Annotated in this window: 15 protein-coding genes, 1 tRNA gene and 1 pseudogene; 6 read left to right on the plus strand and 11 right to left on the minus strand. The window is 64.4% G+C overall.

The genetic code is table 11. The features are described from left to right. Positions 1–10: 10 nt before the first annotated feature. Complete coding sequence (locus tag G6N16_RS15170; protein ID WP_083029725.1) at positions 11–1345, minus strand: M20/M25/M40 family metallo-hydrolase; 1335 nt, start codon at positions 1343–1345, stop codon at positions 11–13. Positions 1346–1432: 87 nt separating this feature from the next. On the opposite strand from G6N16_RS15170, the gene G6N16_RS15175 reads away from it, so the two are divergent. Then, positions 1433–1518, plus strand: a tRNA-Leu gene (locus G6N16_RS15175). Here the strand turns inward: G6N16_RS15175 and G6N16_RS15180 are convergent. The 4 genes and pseudogenes from G6N16_RS15180 to G6N16_RS15195 all read right to left on the minus strand — a co-directional run bounded on the left by G6N16_RS15180 (position 1500) and on the right by G6N16_RS15195 (position 6711). Then, positions 1500–3146 carry a recombinase family protein gene (locus G6N16_RS15180; protein ID WP_083029726.1) on the minus strand — a complete coding sequence of 549 codons (1647 nt, stop codon included), beginning with the start codon at positions 3144–3146 and terminating at the stop codon, positions 1500–1502. The genes G6N16_RS15175 and G6N16_RS15180 overlap by 19 nt on opposite strands. Positions 3147–3332: 186 nt before the next feature. Then, positions 3333–4856 (minus strand): annotated as a pseudogene (locus G6N16_RS15185) (replication initiator). Continuing rightward, positions 4837–6282 carry an FtsK/SpoIIIE domain-containing protein gene (locus tag G6N16_RS15190; RefSeq protein WP_083029727.1) on the minus strand — a complete coding sequence of 482 codons (1446 nt, stop codon included), beginning with the start codon at positions 6280–6282 and terminating at the stop codon, positions 4837–4839. The pseudogene G6N16_RS15185 and the gene G6N16_RS15190 overlap by 20 nt, the downstream one beginning before the upstream one ends. A gap of 87 nt (positions 6283–6369) precedes the next feature. Then, a complete protein-coding gene (locus G6N16_RS15195; protein ID WP_083029728.1) occupies positions 6370–6711 on the minus strand; it encodes a hypothetical protein in 342 nt (113 codons plus the stop codon). A gap of 253 nt (positions 6712–6964) precedes the next feature. Here G6N16_RS15195 and G6N16_RS15200 point away from each other — a divergent pair, with 253 nt between their 5' ends. Together G6N16_RS15200 and G6N16_RS15205 are read left to right on the plus strand one after the other, a co-directional pair. Next, complete coding sequence (locus G6N16_RS15200) at positions 6965–7768, plus strand: hypothetical protein (RefSeq protein ID WP_083029729.1); 804 nt, start codon at positions 6965–6967, stop codon at positions 7766–7768. A 5-nt stretch (positions 7769–7773) separates the two neighbouring features. After that, the gene (locus tag G6N16_RS15205; RefSeq protein ID WP_083029730.1) at positions 7774–8241 is read left to right on the plus strand and encodes an NUDIX hydrolase; all 468 of its coding nucleotides are present in this window, start codon (positions 7774–7776) and stop codon (positions 8239–8241) included. Between the two features lie 11 nt (positions 8242–8252). Here the strand turns inward: G6N16_RS15205 and G6N16_RS15210 are convergent, their stop codons facing one another. The 3 genes from G6N16_RS15210 to G6N16_RS15220 all read right to left on the minus strand — a co-directional run bounded on the left by G6N16_RS15210 (position 8253) and on the right by G6N16_RS15220 (position 12230). Then, positions 8253–8789, minus strand: coding sequence for an HD domain-containing protein (locus tag G6N16_RS15210; RefSeq protein WP_083029797.1), 537 nt, complete (start codon positions 8787–8789; stop codon positions 8253–8255). A gap of 505 nt (positions 8790–9294) precedes the next feature. After that, positions 9295–11058, minus strand: coding sequence for an FAD-dependent oxidoreductase (locus tag G6N16_RS15215; RefSeq protein WP_234805754.1), 1764 nt, complete (start codon positions 11056–11058; stop codon positions 9295–9297). 62 nt (positions 11059–11120) lie between these two features. Further along, entirely contained in the window at positions 11121–12230 is a 1110-nt protein-coding gene (locus G6N16_RS15220; RefSeq protein WP_083029732.1) for an alkene reductase, read from the minus strand. Positions 12231–12461: 231 nt separating this feature from the next. Between G6N16_RS15220 and G6N16_RS15225 the strand changes: the two genes are divergently transcribed. Next, positions 12462–12932, plus strand: a complete 471-nt coding sequence (locus G6N16_RS15225) for a winged helix-turn-helix transcriptional regulator (RefSeq protein WP_083029798.1) — start codon at positions 12462–12464, stop codon at positions 12930–12932. A 105-nt stretch (positions 12933–13037) separates the two neighbouring features. On the opposite strand, the gene G6N16_RS15230 is transcribed toward G6N16_RS15225, so the two are convergent. Next, positions 13038–13949: an alpha/beta hydrolase gene (locus tag G6N16_RS15230; protein WP_083029733.1), complete on the minus strand. Its 912-nt coding sequence runs from the start codon at positions 13947–13949 to the stop codon at positions 13038–13040. A 167-nt stretch (positions 13950–14116) separates the two neighbouring features. Then, positions 14117–14683 carry a hypothetical protein gene (locus G6N16_RS15235; RefSeq protein ID WP_083029734.1) on the minus strand — a complete coding sequence of 189 codons (567 nt, stop codon included), beginning with the start codon at positions 14681–14683 and terminating at the stop codon, positions 14117–14119. Positions 14684–15367: 684 nt separating this feature from the next. Between G6N16_RS15235 and G6N16_RS15240 the strand changes: the two genes are divergently transcribed. Both G6N16_RS15240 and G6N16_RS15245 read left to right on the plus strand, forming a co-directional pair. Then, positions 15368–15883 (plus strand): helix-turn-helix domain-containing protein, encoded by a 516-nt coding sequence (locus tag G6N16_RS15240; protein ID WP_234805755.1) that lies wholly within the window; start codon positions 15368–15370, stop codon positions 15881–15883. After that, entirely contained in the window at positions 15883–16701 is an 819-nt protein-coding gene (locus tag G6N16_RS15245; protein ID WP_110810761.1) for an FAD-dependent oxidoreductase, read from the plus strand. Before G6N16_RS15240 ends, G6N16_RS15245 begins: the two co-directional genes overlap by 1 nt. A gap of 14 nt (positions 16702–16715) precedes the next feature. On the opposite strand, the gene G6N16_RS15250 is transcribed toward G6N16_RS15245, so the two are convergent. Next, complete coding sequence (locus G6N16_RS15250; protein ID WP_133052892.1) at positions 16716–18074, minus strand: protoporphyrinogen/coproporphyrinogen oxidase; 1359 nt, start codon at positions 18072–18074, stop codon at positions 16716–16718. Positions 18075–18082: the final 8 nt, after the last annotated feature.

Below are 18082 nucleotides of genomic sequence, written 5' to 3' on the forward strand. Positions count from 1 at the left end.
CCTTCTCAGCTCAGCAGTTCTGCAAAAATCTCGTCAGCACTTCGGTCCCGAAGACCAGCGAATCCACCGGAATCCGTTCGTCGACACCGTGGAACAGCGCCGCGAAATCCAGTTCCGGGGGCAGCCGTAACGGGGTGAAACCGAAGCAGCGGATCCCGAGCCGGGCGAAGTGCTTGGCGTCCGTCCCGCCGGACAGCATATACGGGACGATGCGCGACTCCGGGTCCGCCGCGAGCAGCGCCGTGTTCATCGCGTCGACCAGATCGCCGTCGAAAGTCGTTTCGTACGGCGGTAATTCGGTGATCCATTCGCGCTCGATGCCCGGGCCGAGCAGTTCGTCGAGCTCGCGCTCGAAGGCCGCCCGGCGGCCGGGCAGCACCCGGCAGTCGACGACGGCCTCGGCGCTGGCGGGGATCACGTTGGCCTTGTAGCCGGCCGACAGCATGGTGGGGTTCGCGGTGTCGTGCAGGGTGGCGCCGACGATCCGGCCGATCGGGCCGAGCTTGGCCACCATGCCGTCCAGATCCGGCGAGGCCGGGTCGAAGGTGTGTCCGGTCTCTTCGGCGACGGCGGCCAGGAACTCGCCCACGGCGTCGGTCAGCACCAGGGGGAACCGGTGCCGGCCGAGTTTCGCGACCGCCTCGGCCAGCGCGGTGACCGCGTTGTCGTCGTGCACGAAGGATCCGTGCCCGGCCGGGCGGCGCGCGGTCAGCCGCATCCACTGCATGCCCTTTTCCGCGGTCTCGATCAAATACAGCCGCCGGTCACCGCCGTCGCGGCGCGGCACGGTCAGCGAGAAGCCGCCGACCTCCCCGACTGCCTCGGTGACGCGATCGAACAGGTCTGGCCGGTTCTCGACCAGCCATTTGCAGCCGTAGGTGCCGCCGGCCTCCTCGTCGGCGACGAACGCGAACACCAGGTCGCGCGGCGGGACGACGCCCGCGCGTCTGAGCCACCGGGCGACGGCGATCATCATCCCGACCATGTTCTTCATGTCGACGGCCCCGCGGCCCCAGACGTAGCCGTCGGTGACGGCCCCGGAGAACGGGTGCACGCTCCAGTCGGCGGCCTCGGCGGGCACGACGTCGAGGTGGCCGTGAATCATCAGGGCGCCGCGGCCCGGATCGGCGCCGGCCAGCCGGGCGAACACGTTGCCGCGGCCCGGGGCGCCGGATTCCACGTAGACCGTCTGGTATCCGACGGCCTCCAGCTGGTCGGCGACCCAGCGGGCGCATTCGGCCTCACCGCGGGTGGTGTCCGGGTTGCCGGTGTTGGTGGTGTCGAACCTGATCAGGGTGCTGACCAGGTCGACGACCTCGTCGGCGGGCCGCTGTGGCTGGGTCACGCTTCTTTCCTACCATCCGGGGTCGGGTCTGGTTTGGGTATGACGCGGGGCATCCGTTAGCCTTAGCTGCCCGCGCAGGCGGGAGCAGTCCGAGTGGCGGAATGGCAGACGCGCTAGCTTGAGGTGCTAGTGCCCTATTAACGGGCGTGGGGGTTCAAGTCCCCCCTCGGACACGTCGGGCGACACGACTCAAGTCGGCGGTCGCCGTGACTTGCCGTAAGTGCGGATCGTAATCAAGGCGCAAACCCAGGCTTGCGTACACCTGAGCGCGTTCTGCCCCGGTTGCCTTTCCGAGGATGACCGACAGGCCGCCCAACTCTTCGACCAACTCGCTGATCTCAGCGGCGGACATGACGTGGGGTCGCTCCGTTCGCTCAAGACGGGCCCGCAACTCATCACGCTCGGCCGTGCGGCGACGCAATGCGGCAGTCAAGTCCTCAACGGCCACACCCGACTCCACCGCAGCGACCAAGGCGGCAATCTTGCTGTTGACGTCGCTGATCTCACGCTGCACAGCGGCATAACCGGCTCCTGCCGCTGGGGCCATGTCCTGCCCGCGTGCGAGGTCGTCTGGATTGGCCAGAGTGGCGATCCATTCGTCCAGTCGTGCGATCACCTCGTCTTCCCGGAGATAAACGGTGCGCGGGTGATCGCTCAGGTCCACAGGTACAGAACGCGACTTCCCCAGCTCGCATCGGTAGAGGATGCGCGTTGTTTGCTTCCCTGGTCGGGCAGCGCCCTGCATGCGGCGTCCGCATGCAGCACAGAAGAGCAGCCCGCGCAACGCGTAAGGCACCGTCGATTCTCTGCTGCACACAAGACCAGGACCGCGCCGCGCCTGTGTCCGAAGCCGAACAGCCTGTGCCAACTGATCGGAGATCAGTGCTTCGTGGGTGCGGCGGTCCGGTGCGATCCAATCGGCCTCAGCACGCCACCGCATACGAGTCTCATACCCCGCAGCGACATCCTCGGGATTGACCAGGACTTCGTATTTCTCTTGCTTGCCCCACACACGGATACCGCGGTACGCCGGGTTGTCGAGGATCGCGCGGATCGCCGAATGGGACCATCCGCGCGGGTCACGGTGACGATTCCGTGCCGGGTCGTATTGGCTCGGTGACGGCACACCCTCGCCGGTGAGCTGTTGGGCGATGTAGCGCAGTCCAGCGCCATCGGCGTACATGCGGTAGATCCGCTCGACGACCGACGATGTCGCGGGATCGGGATCGAGGCGATGGAGCCGCTGCCCGAGATTTGCCTTGGCAGGGTTTGGGTGCGGTCCGGCATCGACGAGCCGATAACCATAGGGTGGTCGACCACCGAGGTATCGGGTCGTGTCTTGCGCCAGGGCCGACATCGCCGTACGGACTCGCATCTGGATTCGCGCGCGCTCTCCCTTACTCATGCCGCCGAAAAGCGTCATCACCAGGTCGTGTGCCTCCGAGCCCGGATCAACCGCTCCCCCGACTTCGGGTACCCATAGGCCGACGCCGTAGTGCGTGAGCACGGGGAATGTGAGCGCGAATTGCGGCCCGTAGAACGCGCGGGCAGGTTCGCCGATCACCACGGCGTCGAAGCCACGATCCCGAGCGGTGACATCGACTAGCAGACGCGACGCCTCGGGCCTGCGCTTCCACGGCAGCGAACGGCTTTGTCCCACATCGAAGTAATCACTGACGAGGACTCCGCCATGTGGAGTGATCAGGTCGATGGCCCGCCGTTTCTGCCAGCTTCGACTCGCCTCTGGGTCTTGAGCGTCCTCCGTGCTCACTCGTCCGTAGAAGGCGAACCTCAGACTCACGCCACTCCCCTCCCTGATCCAGACATCCGGTCCCGTACAGCCAGTATGACCTGCATCAGCGCGCGGTTGGCCTCATGCGGAAGTCGATAGGTCTCGGGTGCCACCATTTCAGCACCTCTCTCCGACAAGGTCGGCGCGTCGATTCGCCCGTCGCGCTCGGTGCGAGCATCAGTTGCTCGGGAACTGTCAGCCATCGCCACCTCTGGGCGGATCTCCCTGTTGGCTGGGAGCTTGGCGTCGCGCTTCGATCAGTCCGGTCCGGCGGGCCTGGATGCGTTGCAGGGCCGCGGATTGGATGAGAGTGCGGTCGCCGAAGCTGGTCAGGCCGGCCCGGTCAAACTCCCATACCACCCGATCATCAGCATCAGCATCAGCAGAATCGAACTCCAGTTCGTGCGGATGTGCAGTGCATTTCAACTGCTGGTCACGTGTCCAGTTGGCGCGGCGTTCGCGCAATGCGGTCATGGTGGTGGAGTAACGGTGGGACTTGGAGGTGATGTGGCCTCTGTAGCCCAGGGTGTGTAGCCACCGGCCAATACCGGCCAGTCCGTTGTCAGCAAGTTGGCTGATAGTAGTCAGAATCGCACGGACGTGATCAGTGACGTCGAGGTCAGCGATAGCCTCGGCGGAGATACGACGTGCGCTGATGCCAACGTCAGCCAAGGATTTGGTGACGTACTTCGCGAGGTAGCGTGCTACGCGGCGGCCTGGCAGCATCGGGTCTTCTAGTGAATCATCCTGCGCAGCAGTGCTTTACGCGATGTCCTGCCGTTTTCCGACGGGTTGAGTGTCGACTTGCGTTCCAAATCTCAACACCCGTTTCGAAGTATCTGAGGATGGGTCAGTGACCGTCACGGCCACGGTTCGCGCGGCCTGCTGGAGGATCGTTATCAGATCGGTTGCCGCCAGGGGCGACTGCCAGCCCCGACCGCCGCCGTTATCAGCGTCGGGTGGATCAAGGCGGATCAGAGCATGAATATGCGGAACGAGTCGGGCCTGCAATTCAACCACTTTGACGAAGCTGATTCGCACTTCATCCGCATCAGCTCCGGCGGCTTTCATCTCCTGTCGGAGTGCGCGTCGCAAGGTGATGGTGAAGCGTCGCCAGAGTTCGGGAAGGTGCCAGGTGAACAGCACATGCCCGGCATAGTCGTAACACTCTAGGCAGAGTGGCTGACCTGCCAGTGGATCACTCTGGTCGTGGGTCGTACTGCACCACAGCGGTTTTCCATGTTGGCATCGTCGATACCCGCCAATCCCGTGCTGGTCTCGACAAGCCGGCGCTGACTTGTCCCTCGACTTAGCGGCTGTATGGACGACTCCGAAGCTGGGGGCGGTCAGCGTGACAAATACCTGCGGACGATCGGCCACCGCGGTGGGCATACCGTGGTGGCCGCCCGCAGCTCCAGCGTGGACGAGCTGCCACGTGTCGCGGGCGTAGAGATCCGAGCACGAGGGGCAGATTTGGTCGCGCCGGTTGTTGCACCGCGTCCATACCAGCCGCTCCCGACCGTAGCCGTCGGAGCCAACCAGCTGAATCGGATGGGCACAGAAACCGACCGATTCCGCACGCCGCCAACAGGATTCGTACCCCATCGAGGCCACCCGGCGAACCATCTCATCGATCACTTTGGCGGTGTCGACCGCGTCTGGAATGCCGGGAAGGGCGATCTGTGCTGGTGGGTTGGGGTTATTCACCAGTGCCCTCATTCGAGGTCTGGCCACTGCCCGTATTGCGCGGGCGCCGGTTGCTGGCCGGTCGGCGAGCAGCGCGCGGGAACTGCGTGGCCAGGGTGGTGACGTCGTGATCGGTGACGTGGAAGGCCCGCACCCGCGCGGGTTCGGCAGTCCCGTCGATCATCATGTAGCCGACGCCCGGTGTCGCATCAGAGATCCGGTCGCATTCCGCACCGGCATCGCGGGCTCCTTGCCCGAGGATCATGGTGGTTTGGGTGGCTTCGGTCAGCCGCAACCCGATCCGCACGGTGAACAGTTGGCGCACCGGCAGGGTGTCTTTGGCCGGGTCTTGCACTGCGGCCACCACTGAGATCCCCACCGCCCGGCCCTGAGAGAGCAGCAGGCCCAGCAGTTGTTCAATCTCGGTGCGGGCCTTGCGGTCGGTCACGTACGCGGTGAGTGCGGCGACCTCATCGATCACCACCACAAACAACGGCTCGGCTGGCGTCGGGGTATGCAGGCGCGTGTGGCCGCGCAACCGGTTGGCGCGGGCGCGCATCACGGTGACCAGCTGGCGCAGCAGGTCGAGGGTGGTATCTGTGGCGTCGTGGGTGAACACCGTGAACATCGGTAACCCGGCGCCCAGTTCCATGCCGCCTTTGGGGTCGATGACACACAGCCGCACCAGGCCGGTCCTCACCGCGGGAGCGATGCCGGCGATCAGTGACCACAACACGCTGCCTTTGCCTGCACCGGTCGCTCCGGCGACCAGAATGTGATGGCCGAGCAGCGGCACCTGCCAGTAGTTCCGGGTTTCGGTGATTCCGACCCGAACCGACTCCAGCGTCACCGGTGTCACGGAGGTGGGCATGGGCAAAGGGACAGGTTCTGCCAGCACATCCCCGCGCATCAGCGTGATACGCAGTTCCCCGGGCCCGCTGGTGGTGATGGTCATCCGGTCGGCGCGCCAGGCGGCGGCCAGCGCTTCGGATTGTTGGTGCCAATCAGCGGCGGATTGGCCGGTAACGATCCGCACCGCCAACGTGTCGGAAGTCCTACCGATCGTCACGGTGCGTAACGTCGGCACGAGGGTGCGCTCACCGAGTTTCGCGGTCAGACCGTGCAGGGCGCACGTCGATTCCCAGGAGCGGGTGTAACGCGACCAGGTCAGCACGCGTCGCCGTACCGGTTCGGTCACCCACCCCCGAAACGAGACTGGGTCCAGCCAAGCCCACCCCGCATACCCGGCGCCGAACACGATCGCGGCGACCAGGCCCGCACGCGGTCCGTGCGCCACGCCGAGTGTGAGGCTGACGACGATCGGGACACTGATGGCGGGGAACAGCACCGCCCACCACAGCAGATACCCCGCGGCGGTGAACAACGCCGTGACCAGATCCCCGAGCCAGTCGTCATCTCCCGATCCGGCGTTATCGGTGTGCTTGTTGTTTGATGCCATGACGAGTGCCCTCCTTGAGCAAAAGTGGTTGACGGCCGCTGCGGGGTGGGGCGTGGCGATCTGCTCACCGCGCCCCACCCAGAGGGGTTACTTCTGCGCGCGCGCCTGTTCAGTCGCCGCCGCACCAGCCGTGGCGCCGGCGATGGCATCAGCGCGGAAGGCCACGCCACTGCGATCGCCCTGCGCCCACGGGATGGCCACCAGCCTGCTCACCGAGACAGGTTGGGTGACCGCGACGTTCGGGTCACCGGCCACTATCACGTTGAGCACCTCACCCCCGGTGTCATCCAACGCCAGCAATTGCACCGAGTGCTGCGGCAGCCCGGTGGCGGTGTCGATTTTGGGGCTGCCGGTCTCGAAGTTCAGCCGCGGCTCGGCCGCCCGGGTGACGATGAACCGGGTTCCTGACGTATCAATTCTCAAACGCATTGTCCTGCTGTTCCTTTCGTGAATTGAACGCGCCGTCGTGGCGCTGAACTTCAGTTCACGCGGACACCGCGGACTTCGTCAGGGACATTGATCGGCATTGCCGACATGGCCGCGGACATTTCGAACGTGGCAGGGACATACCTATGGGCATCGGTAGGTGACAACTGCCGTCGATCGCCGATCGGCGCGTGGCAAACTGGGAGCCACCCGCGGGAACAGGCAGAGGCGACACGGGAAGATATGCGCTGAGACGATGGACGATCACGATGACAGCGAGGCACCCGCGATCCCCAACGATCGGCTCGCACAGCGGTTGCAGGCCAAGAGCTTTTCCCCCCAGCGCTTCGCCACCGCAATCGGCGTGGACGTCAAGACGGTGCGCCGTTGGCTGGCCGACACCAACTGCAACATCCGCGAGAACAACGCGCGGCGCGCGGCCACCTTGCTCGGCTGCACCCCGCACGATCTGTGGCCCAATCAGTACCGGCCTGCGACCACAACTCCACTGGCGACCATGTCCACCAACAGTGGGCCGTTCACCGCGACCCTGTACGCCAGCCGCACCCAACTACCGATCAGCGAGTGGCAGCAGCATTTCTCCGGTGCGACCACCGGCATCGACATCCTCGTGTTGGCGGCCACCTTCCTGTTCGACACACTCGACGGCTTCCTCGACACCCTGCTCGATGCCGCCGCTCGCGGCGTCGCGGTGCGATTCCTCGTCGGTGACCCAGACACCGCCACCACGATCCTGCGGGGCGAGGAGGAAGGAATCGGCGAGGCCGTCATCGCCCGCTGCCGCACCTCAGTGGAACTGCTCACCCCACACGCCGGAACCCCGGGACTGGATATCCGCACCCATGACACGACGCTGTACACGTCGATCTTCCGGGTCGATGACACCATGATCGTTAACTTCCACATCTACGGCTCACCCGGACGCAACAACCCGGTATTAGTGCTGTCCCGCCACCACGAACCCCGGCTCTGGGCGACGCTCGAACAGGCATTCACCCAGGTGTGGGAAAACGCCACACCCCTAACCTCGAAAGGCTGACCCGCGTGCGCACCGACTACTACAACGACCCGAACGCTCCCGAGCCAAACAGTGTCGTTCCATCGGCGTCAGCGATCGTCACCGACGAACACGGCCGGATCCTGCTGGTCAAACGCCGTGACAATACTCTGTGGGCACTCCCCGGCGGCGGGCACGACATCGGCGAAACCATCGCCGACACGGCCATCCGTGAGGTCAAGGAAGAAACGGGGCTCGACGTCGAGATCACTGGGCTGGTCGGTGTCTACACCAACCCGAGACATGTCGTCGCTTTCACCGACGGTGAAGTTCGCCAACAATTCTCACTGCTGTTCACCACTAAGGTGCTCGGCGGCGAGCTGGCCATCGACCACGAAAGCACCGACATCGCCTGGACCGATCCCGACGACATCGCCGGCCTGGATATGCACCCGTCGATGCGGCTACGGATTGAGCACTACCTCCAACACCGAGCCAGCCCTTACCTCGGCTGACCCACGCGGGGTTACAGCCAGCAGCGCACCCGTCCGACCGCCGCCAGCAACTCCTCGCGCCCAGCAACGACCGCACGGTGCACCGGATCCTGCGGCCCATAGCGCGCCAACACGTCGCGCAACCGGCCCTCGGCCGACACCGGCGTGCCGTCTGGTCCGGTCATCAGATCACAAAACGTCAACGCGTCCAACACGTCGCGGGGGGGACCGCTGAACGCCGATAAACCCGAAACTCTGCGCTCGGACGCCTCCACGTGCGCACCCGTATGAAACGCCACCAATGACGCGACCAGCTCCCCAAAACCTGCCAACCGGGCAAATTCTGCGCCATCGAGTGGATGAAAACCCGTTCGGCGCACCGACGGCGCGTAGCCAATATCGTGCAGCCAGGACGCCGCTACCAGACGGTCCGCTGTGTCCGCGTCGAAACGCCGACTCAGCCGTTCCGCGGCACCGGCCACGCCCCGCACATGCGCCAGCCGTCGCGGCTGCTCAGCGAGCCGCGCCTCGGCCTCCCGCCGTGCACGATGTGTCATCGCCCCGCTCATACCGTCCAGCCTACGAGCCCCAGCACAGCGTCGCAGTATCTCCCACCCCAGCAGCAAGCTGACTGCCCGCGCCGCAATCCCAATCACCATGTGGCGGCTACCTGCGGGCTTCGCTGCGCTCCCTCTGCTCCCGTCCGCTAGCGCTCCCGTCCGCGCCGGTCGCTCCGCTTCGCCCTCCGTCCGCCGCCAAACCACCGGACCACCGTGCTGGAAACACCGTCTGACCTGCGATGTGAGGACTTTCTTTACTGTTATCGAGATTGGTGACGTCAACAGCCCATCCGCGCGCCACCGCGACGGGGCCGAGGCTGCTGGCCTGGACCTGGGTGGTGTTTCGTCTAGGTCGAGGAGGGCGAGATTGGCGCCGCGGGCCCGCATGTCGTGGCGAGGGCGGACCCGAGGCCGCCGGTGGTGCGGCCGGCGAGGTTGTATTTGGGCATTGGTGGTGTCCTTGAATCGTTGGGCGCGGGTGTGGGTCAGTCGACGGGAAGGTAGTGCGCCCTCCCTAAGATTGGGTGCTTTCACTGGGGAAATCGCTACCTGCGGTGAGCTTTTCCACCACGCTCCTCAATTCATCGATGTGTTCTGCACCGACGTCACGCGGACTGATGCTCTCGCGCAAGCAGATTGACGCAGCGGCGGCGGCCGCGATGGCGTGCTGGCCGCCGTTACCCATGAACTTGGTGGCTGAGCCCGCGATGTGTGTGACGCTGATGTGCTTGCCGGCCACCAGGAGGTTGTCGATGTCTGCCGAGTAGAGGCATCGGAATGGAACCTCGAATGGAAGCCCGTCGCGGGTGTCCCACTTCCAGTCCCGGAGCCGAAAATCGTACGTTTCGTCGATGGGATAGTGCAGGCAGAACGGACCCGAGTTGGTGATTACGCCGTCGTCGAACTCCCGATGGTCACGGATGTCGTTTTCGGTCAAGACGTAGTCGCCGAGGTATCGCCGGAACTCGCCCTGAGCCGCGACATAGGCGACGAAATCCAGCGTGAGATTGGCATATGTTTGCGGCTCAACGGATTTGACGTTCGCAAAGGTCCCATAGATCGCGCACAGCAGATGGTCTCGGATCTCCTCGCCATGCGTGTACGGGTCGAGCCATTGGCCGTATTCCCAGAAATGGCTTGCGGGAACCAGCATCCGGCGACGAACCTCGGGGTCCGGCGTGCGGAAGCGCCCAGCGGCAGGTCCGGGCCCATTATCGACGCCGGGTTCGACCAATTGCCCGCTCAGGTTCGCATAGTCCTTGGCGATCGCTTGAGCCCAGGGGACCTCAGGAAAGGACGTGGGAGTCCCGTTATCGCGAGTGCGAAACATCAGTGTATGGCCATGATGCTCGTCGAGATGCTCTGCGGGGGCCAGCGGCTCCCCGTATTCCGACGCGGATTCGTGTCCGAACATCGTTCGCGCGCCCGCCAGTAGTCCGATGATCGCCGTCCCACTGCAATCGATAACGATGGGCGCTCGAAACCGCCACTCCGTGCCGGTGCGGGTATCGCGGGCGTCGACCGAGGTCACCCGCCGCCCTTCGGTGAGCACTCCGTACACCTGATGTTCGGTGACGACGGTCACGTTCGGTTCGGCGTCAAGGACATCGCGGGCAACAAGGTCGCCGTCAGGGTGGCGCGCCGAGAGCTCCCGCACCAGAGCGCTGATCTCGCCGCGAGGGGAAATTCCAATCTCGACGCTGGCGTTGCCACCCAGAACGGGACGGTTCTGGATAAGCGCGACCCGCAGACCTAAGCGCACCGCCGCCAACGCGGCCGTCGAACCGGTGACTCCTCCACCGACAACCACCACATCGAACTCTCCGGCCGCGCGTGGCTGCGCGCAGTGCCCGCGCTGGGCTCGACGCCACCGGCGAGCTGCCGGCCCGGCTCCGTCGGGGGGCGGCGCATCGTCGAGGCTCAAAAGGATGGCATCGCATCGCCCATCGAAGCCCGTGAGGTCGTGAAGCACAATGTCGGATTCGCCTGCAGCCAGGTCAACAGTTCCAGCGTCCTCCCAGCCCCACCCGCGGCCAGTCGCTCCGAATTCACGATCGAAGGTATGTCCCCCGACAGTCACAGTGAATCTGCCCGGATGATGCGACGGCACCCAGTCCTTCGTGCGCACCCAGACGTGGTAGGTGCCGGGCTCCGGAAGTGTCACGGTCGTTCGCGCGTCTGCTACCGGCACCCCGAGTCCGTGCGCGAGCAGGTACGGCGCCCCCATCTCCGCCTCGAACTGAGAGTCAAAAATCCACCCGCCACGGTCGGTGAACATTCCTGCATCAACTAATACGTTCATGGGCGCCTCGCATCTATTCGTTGGTGACATTGGTGTCTTCAGACTCTGACCGTCGACTCATCCCAAACGGGATAGTCGATATAGCCCTCGTCGCCGCCGCTGTAGAACGTCTCGCGGTTGGGTTCGGCGATGGGCAGGTTTTCGATGAGCCGCCGGGGCAGGTCGGGGTTCGCGATGAAGGATCGGCCGAAGGCAACGGCATCAATGATGCCGGATTCGACTGCACGGGTGGCCGATTCGGCGGTGTAGCCGCCGGCGGCCACGATGTTCCCCGCGTAACGTGCGCGAATCCAACCGCTGTCGATCGGCGAGGTCCGTTCGAAGCGGGCGTCGCGCCAGCCGTCGATACCGGGTTCTACGACGTGAAGGTAGGCCAATTCGTGCTCGGAGAGCACACGCACCACATGATCGAACAGTCGGTGGGGGTCGGAGTCGGCCATGTCCTGGAACGCGCTCGCAGGTGAGATGCGTACCCCGACGCGTCCCGGGCCGACAGCGTCGACGAGAGCGACGACAATCTCGACGAGCAGCCGAACACGGTTCTCGATGCTTCCACCGTACCGGTCACTACGCCGGTTGGAGCTGTCCTGCAAGAACTGGTCGACGAGATAGCCATTGGCCGAGTGCAATTCGACGGCATCGAACCCAGCTTCCCTAGCGTTGGCCGCGACACTCGCGTAGTGGCCAACGATCTGTGGGATCTCGCCGGCATCTAGCGCCCGCGGCGTCACATAAGGAGTCCGGCCGTTACGGGCGAAGGTGAGGCCATCGATGGCGATCGGGGACGGTCCCACGGGCAGCTGTCCTTCCGGTTGCACGCTGGGATGCGACGCTCTGCCGGTGTGCCACAGCTGCGCGGCCATTACCCCGCCGGCCTCATGCACTGCTGTGGTCACTGACTGCCAGGCATCAATTTGCGCTTGTGACCACAAGCCGGGCACCATCGGGTTCCCGATTGCTTCTGGCGCGATACAAATGCCTTCGGAGACGATCATTCCCGCGCTCGCACGTTGGGCGTAGTACGTCGCGGTGGATCTTCCGGGAACCCCGTCAGCGCTCGCACGGCTACGCGTCAACGGCGCCATGAGGATCCGATTGCCGGCTTCGATCATCCCGAGTCGGATCGGGTCTGACAATACGGCGTTCACTGCGGTCTTCCCTTCTTCTTGTCATTCCGTGCCACGACAAACGGAGCTTGCCTACGACACGGATGTAGATCCGCCGGCGGCGAACCATGCGATGGCCGAGTTGGTAGCGCATTGACGAGATGTACGTAACCCAGCTGGTCGACACCGCAGAGGTCACGTCGGAAGCTTTGGCTTCTGATATAGAAGCTAGCTATAATGGGGCTGACTGTCAATTCGGAAGTGAGGTGCGCCGTGGACTGGCTGAGCCTGGACACCCAGAACTGCCCCGTGAAGCGAACACTCGACATCGTTGGAGAAAAGTGGAGCCTGCTGCTCATTCGAGAAGCGATCAACGGCGTCCGGAGGTTCGATGATTTCCGCGATCACCTGGGCGTGTCCGAGGCAGTGTTGGCAGACCGGCTCCGCAAGCTTGTTGCGGCGGAGATCCTCGAAACCCGGCCCTATCGACCGGCAGGCGGACGCACCCGCTACGAATACGCGCTCACCGAAAAAGGTTGGGACACCTGGCCGATCATCGTTTCTTTGATGCAGTGGGGCGACAAGTACACCGCCGACCCCGAGGGGCCTTTTCTCAACGTCCGCCACGCCGACTGCGGCGCCCCCGTGCGAGTCGTTGTTGAATGCACTGATGACCACACGGCGATCGCGCACCGCGAGGTTGTGGTCAGCCCTGGAGCATCGGCCCGCGAACGCACGCGGTAGCGGCCGACAGGCCGACTGTCTCAATAGGACTCGGGGCGGCCCGCCTGATGCTTTACGCCGCCGCCCGTGCCGACACGATGTTCGTCCGCAATGCCGACGTGCCGGTTAGCCGAGGGGGACGTGGCGCGCGAGAAATTCGAGCTGGTCGGTGACGACGCGCTCGAACCACTCGCCGACGTAGATGTCGAAGTGGCCGGTGTCGTAGAGTTTGATCTCCCTTTTCGGGGCCTTGGCGACGTGTTTTTGAGTCTGCATCGCCGGGGCGACGGTGTCGCGTTCGCAGACGGCCACCAGCAGAGGGCAGTCGACGTCCTTGGCGTGGTGTCCAGGGAAGTTGCGTGGAATCTGCAAGGCAATCCGGGCCGATACGTCCTTGGGGTAGGACACGCCGGCGGGTGTGAGTGCCTCCATCCCCGATGCGGCGTCAGACGCGTTCATCAGCGCGGTCGACCCGGGCGGGCCGTAGGTTGGCACCATCACCGGCGCCCGACCGAGCTGGGCGCCGATCTCGTCGCGCACTGCCAGGGCAGCCAGTTTCAGTACGGCGATCGGGCCGGTGGTCCTTGCGGAGGCGAGGCCGTCGGTGAAAGGGCATTGGGCGATGGCGGCGGCGAGCCGCTTGTCCTGCGCTGCGGTGACGATGGTGTGCCCGCCGCCAAATGAACTGCCCCAGGCGACCACGCGATCGGGGTCGACGGTCGGCAGATCGCGAACGAACGCGATGGCCGCTTTCCAGTCCGCGCGTTGGCTGGCCACGTCCAGTAGTTGGCGGGGCTGGCCTCCGCTGGCGCCGAAGTACCGGTAGTCGAAGACGAGGCAGGCGTAGCCGGCTTCGACGAAACGTTCCGCGAACGCGTCGAGGCGTTGTTCCTTCACCCCGCCCAGGCCATGAGCCATGACGATGATCGGTGCGGGCAGGTCGAGCTTCTGGCCGGCCGGGGAATACAGCCAAGCGGCGCAAGTGGTTTCCCCGGAAGGGAACGTGACATCGCTACGGGTCCACGTGGACTTATTCATGGGGGATCGTGTGCTTTCGTGAAAGAAGCGAGAATCAGGAGGCAGGGCGTGCCAAAGCCGCCCACATAGGGACTGGGCCGACGTCTCTCATCCAACATCGGGCGAGGGCAACGATCCCAGCGGCCGAAACGTCGCGGCCGGCGTACCGGCAGGGGGCCGACGCCGGATTAGTGATGCCGCGGCTGGCCGTGCCGCTGCTCGCTGCGCAGCGTTCCGATATCGCCAGCGTACGGACGGGAGGTTGCTTCGAGCATGAACGGTTGGAGCACGGAACGCTGCCGGTCCGTGAAGCCCCACATTCCGAAACCCAGATACAGCCCCGGCACAACCCGACGCACATCGTCGACCAGGTTCACGAACCCGTTGAGGGTATCGAAGGTCCGATAGTCGAGTTGGAAGGCGGGCCGGTCATCGATGTGGGACGCTGCAATCAGGGTTGTCATCGGATCGCGATACATCAGCCGACCACTGACTGCGCGGCGGTAGATGTTGTAGCCGCGGCCAGAAGTCTCGTCGATTTGCCGGAAACCTTTGGTCTTCCACCAGTGCAGACGATTGCGCACCTTCCCCAGTGCCACCGCACTGCGAAACAGGTTCGGCTGCTGCAGCGGGGTTCCGTCGAACTCGCCGACCATCTCAGAAAGACCCGGCGCGTCCAGGGTCTTGAACAATTCGACCAGCTCTGCGTGGGGCATGGCAGTCAAGTCGGCGGGGCGGATATCGGTGGTGGTCATGGACGTTCTCCTGATTGCGCGGACCATATGCAACGGCAAAGTGCTGGACGGATGAGTACGGTTTGGGTATCGGACGTGCGTTGAGGCGCTGATTTACCAAGCTGCGCCCCTAGACCAACCCCGCTTCCTGGGCAGCTTCCCTCGACAACATTCGATCGTGGATCGGGCGAACACTTTTGCTGTTGCAGTCGGCTTTGGTCCCGCCGGTGCGGGCGATGCAGCGATCTTCAGCGGTGTGAACAGTGGGCTGGCCATGGTTCGTCCCATCTCAACGACGCCTCGCTTCGAAATTGATAGCCAGACAGTACACTACTTGTCTTCGAATACAAAAGCCAGCATTCAAACACTGAGTCGTCGAGCGCGGATAACACCAGCGTCGCGGGGGTCCCCTGCGACTGAGATCGTCTTGCCCGGAATGCCCGGCGCAGCACACTCGCTGTCTAATGACCTAACTGAAAGACCTCGACCCGTGTCGCAGACGGCCAAGTCCCCCTCGGACACAGTTTTTAGCTATACGGATACAATGTCCGCTTCAAACTGCATCGGAGCGGGTTATCACATTTGCTGAAGCGGAGAGATGTCGGTGTCCATGAACGCCGGCCCCGCCCTATCGGGACATTCTCAGCCAGCCGACCGCCTGCTCTGCGCGGCTACATCTATAGCATAAAATGCTATAGTTTGATCATGGGTTCCCGCGACATCCTTCGCCACGTCATGGCTGCAACCGGGACGAGCCAATCGCAGCTCGCGCGAATCAGTGGTGTCCGACAGCCCAGCATCAGCCAGTTTCTGAGCGGCACAATCGATTTCAGCGACGACCAGGTCGACCGACTGTTGTCGTGCATGGGCTACCGGCTCGAAGTCAGCCGCCAAGCCGTAAACGTGAACCTCACGCGTTCCGAGCGTCGCTCCTGGAGCATGCACCGGCAACTGGCGACACACCTCAGCGCAACCTCGCTCACCGCATGGCAGCCAACCATTTTCGCTAACATCGCCCGCCTGCGCGCAGATGTACGTGGCCAACCGCACCTTGCCAACCTCGACGACTGGCAACGCCTCGTCAGCACCAAGGATGTTCCCGCGCTGCGCCGTGTCCTGACCGGCGTCGACCGCCACTCGATCGAAATGCGCGAGGTCACACCCATGGGCGGGATTCTCACTGACGAAGAACGCCAGCAAGCACTCCGAAACGCCGTGTGATGCGTCGCGACCAACTGGAACACGCAATCCGTACCGCCTGCCAGATCACCGGCCAAACCGAAGTCATCGTGATCGGCTCCCAGGCCATCCTTGGCACCTACCCCGAGTACGAATTGCCGCACCTCGCTACCCGGTCCATGGAAGTGGACATCCTGCCCATCACCGAAGTCACCGCGGTCGAGCAGCGGCCCGATGGGGCCACGGTTACCTGGCGCGACTCTGCCGGCGAACTCACCCAAACCGTCGGCGGCTGCGTCATCGCACTGCCCGCGCAAGCGGCCGCCGAGATCCGCGTCGATCTCGATGCGTGGCGGGCCGAATATCTCGGGTCGGTGCGGCGCGGCAAACTCGTAACGCCGAACATCGCACTATCGAAGGCCCCCGCCGGCGTGCGTGCCACCTATTCGATGGTTCCGCGTGCCGAGCATCCATTCCTCGGGGGTTTCGGTTGTGATCACAACAAGGCACCGGGACGTGTCCCCGCCGGCAAGGGATTGCTCACACTCACACTCACCAACGAATGGTGCGAGCGCCATTTCGATGACGACGACGATCGGCTCAGCGCTGTATCCGTCGAGGCCGCCGAGGCTTTCATGCCGGGAATCGCCAACGACGTCGAGTTCGTAGAGATCAGCCGATGGCATCAGCAGTACAGCCCCGTCGGCCACTACGCACAGCTCAGGGCTTACCGGGCCTTGACCCAACGTCTCGACCACACTGTTCATTTCGCCGGAGAGTACCTATCCGCCCCGAACCTCAACGCCGCCACAGCATCCGGCGAGGCAGCCGCCGCAGCGCTCAGCCAGACGTTACGGTGAGCGAAGCGGTACCCTCACGTGGCGGCGGCCGGAAATGCGGTTCCAAGCGCGGCGCTCAATCGCTCGGCGGCCTTATCACCGGAAACGATGCTGCCATTCACCGAAGGCACACCAAGGTAGTCACCCGCCAGCTGCACCCGATCGTCGGGGTCGATCAAGCGGTTGAGACGGGCGATCTGTCGGTGCGTGCCGTGCGTGGATTTCAGGGCGCCCGGTATCCACCGCGTCACGTGCGAGAACTGGACGATCTTCGAGATACCGGGTTCGATGACCTCCAGCGATCGCAGAACCGCGTCTACGAACTCCTGGTCGGACATACCGAGGCGCGGCGTCGCCCATTCGTGATACAAAAGCACGCCGAGCAACCCCTTGCCGGCTGGCGCGGCGCCCGGGGAAAGATTGTGTTCATAACTCACCGTGGCGATACCCCCGAGTTCATCCGGGCCCGCGACGACCAGCGTCGCGGGTGAACGCGGTCGTTCGGTCAACGCTAGGCGCACTGCCACAAAATTTGCCTGCTGGAGGCAGCTCCGCAGAATGCTGGCGATCGGCGCGGCGAGTTCTGGAAACAGCTCTCCCACCTGCGGGGCGGGCACCGAGATTACGACGCCGTCGACCTGCCTCTCGTGCACCCCGTGCTCGGATGCCCATCGAACCACCGCTCCGTCGCCCGACCTCGACACCGCCAAGACCGTCGCATTGGTGCGCACGTCCAGGCGCGCGGCAACGGCTCGGGCCAGGACGTCGACCCCGCCGCGGTAACCGAGCAAGCCACCCCGCAGCACTTTCCAGAGCGTGAACCACAGGTCGGCCATCGACAGGTCACGACCCTCCACCACGAAGATTCCGCCAAGCACGGGCGCCAGAAGGTGGTCGCAGGTCTCGGCGTTAAGCCTGCGTCGGCAGTATTGCGCGACGGTTTCAGTGTCCAACTCGGCCCGTGCGTCATGATCCTCGTAACCCGCCCTAGTACGCGAGCGCAGAAGACCGGACGCCATTCTCGCCAAACCGAACTTACTGCGCACCGAAAGCAGCGGAGTACGAACAAAATCCACGAGCCCACCCAGACCGCCACCCCGGATGGTGTACACCCGGCCCCCCTTCGCCACGCCTATCACCGGCGTCGGTACGGGAAAGAACCGTTCGGAGATCCCGACGTCGCGCGCCAACTCCAGCAGCGCCTCGTAGGAGCCAGCCAACACCGTCGCCCCGGTGTTGACGACAAACCCGTCGGACTGCACACTAGCGGTCTTGCCACCGACCCGGTCCTCGGACTCCAGCACCGTGACATCGCAACCTCGCTGCTGGAGGCGGAACGCGGCTGTCAGCCCCGCCACACCGGCTCCGACGACCATCACCTTTGGTCGACCCACATCGGCTC

Source organism: Mycolicibacterium insubricum, from assembly GCF_010731615.1.
Taxonomy (GTDB): domain Bacteria; phylum Actinomycetota; class Actinomycetes; order Mycobacteriales; family Mycobacteriaceae; genus Mycobacterium; species Mycobacterium insubricum.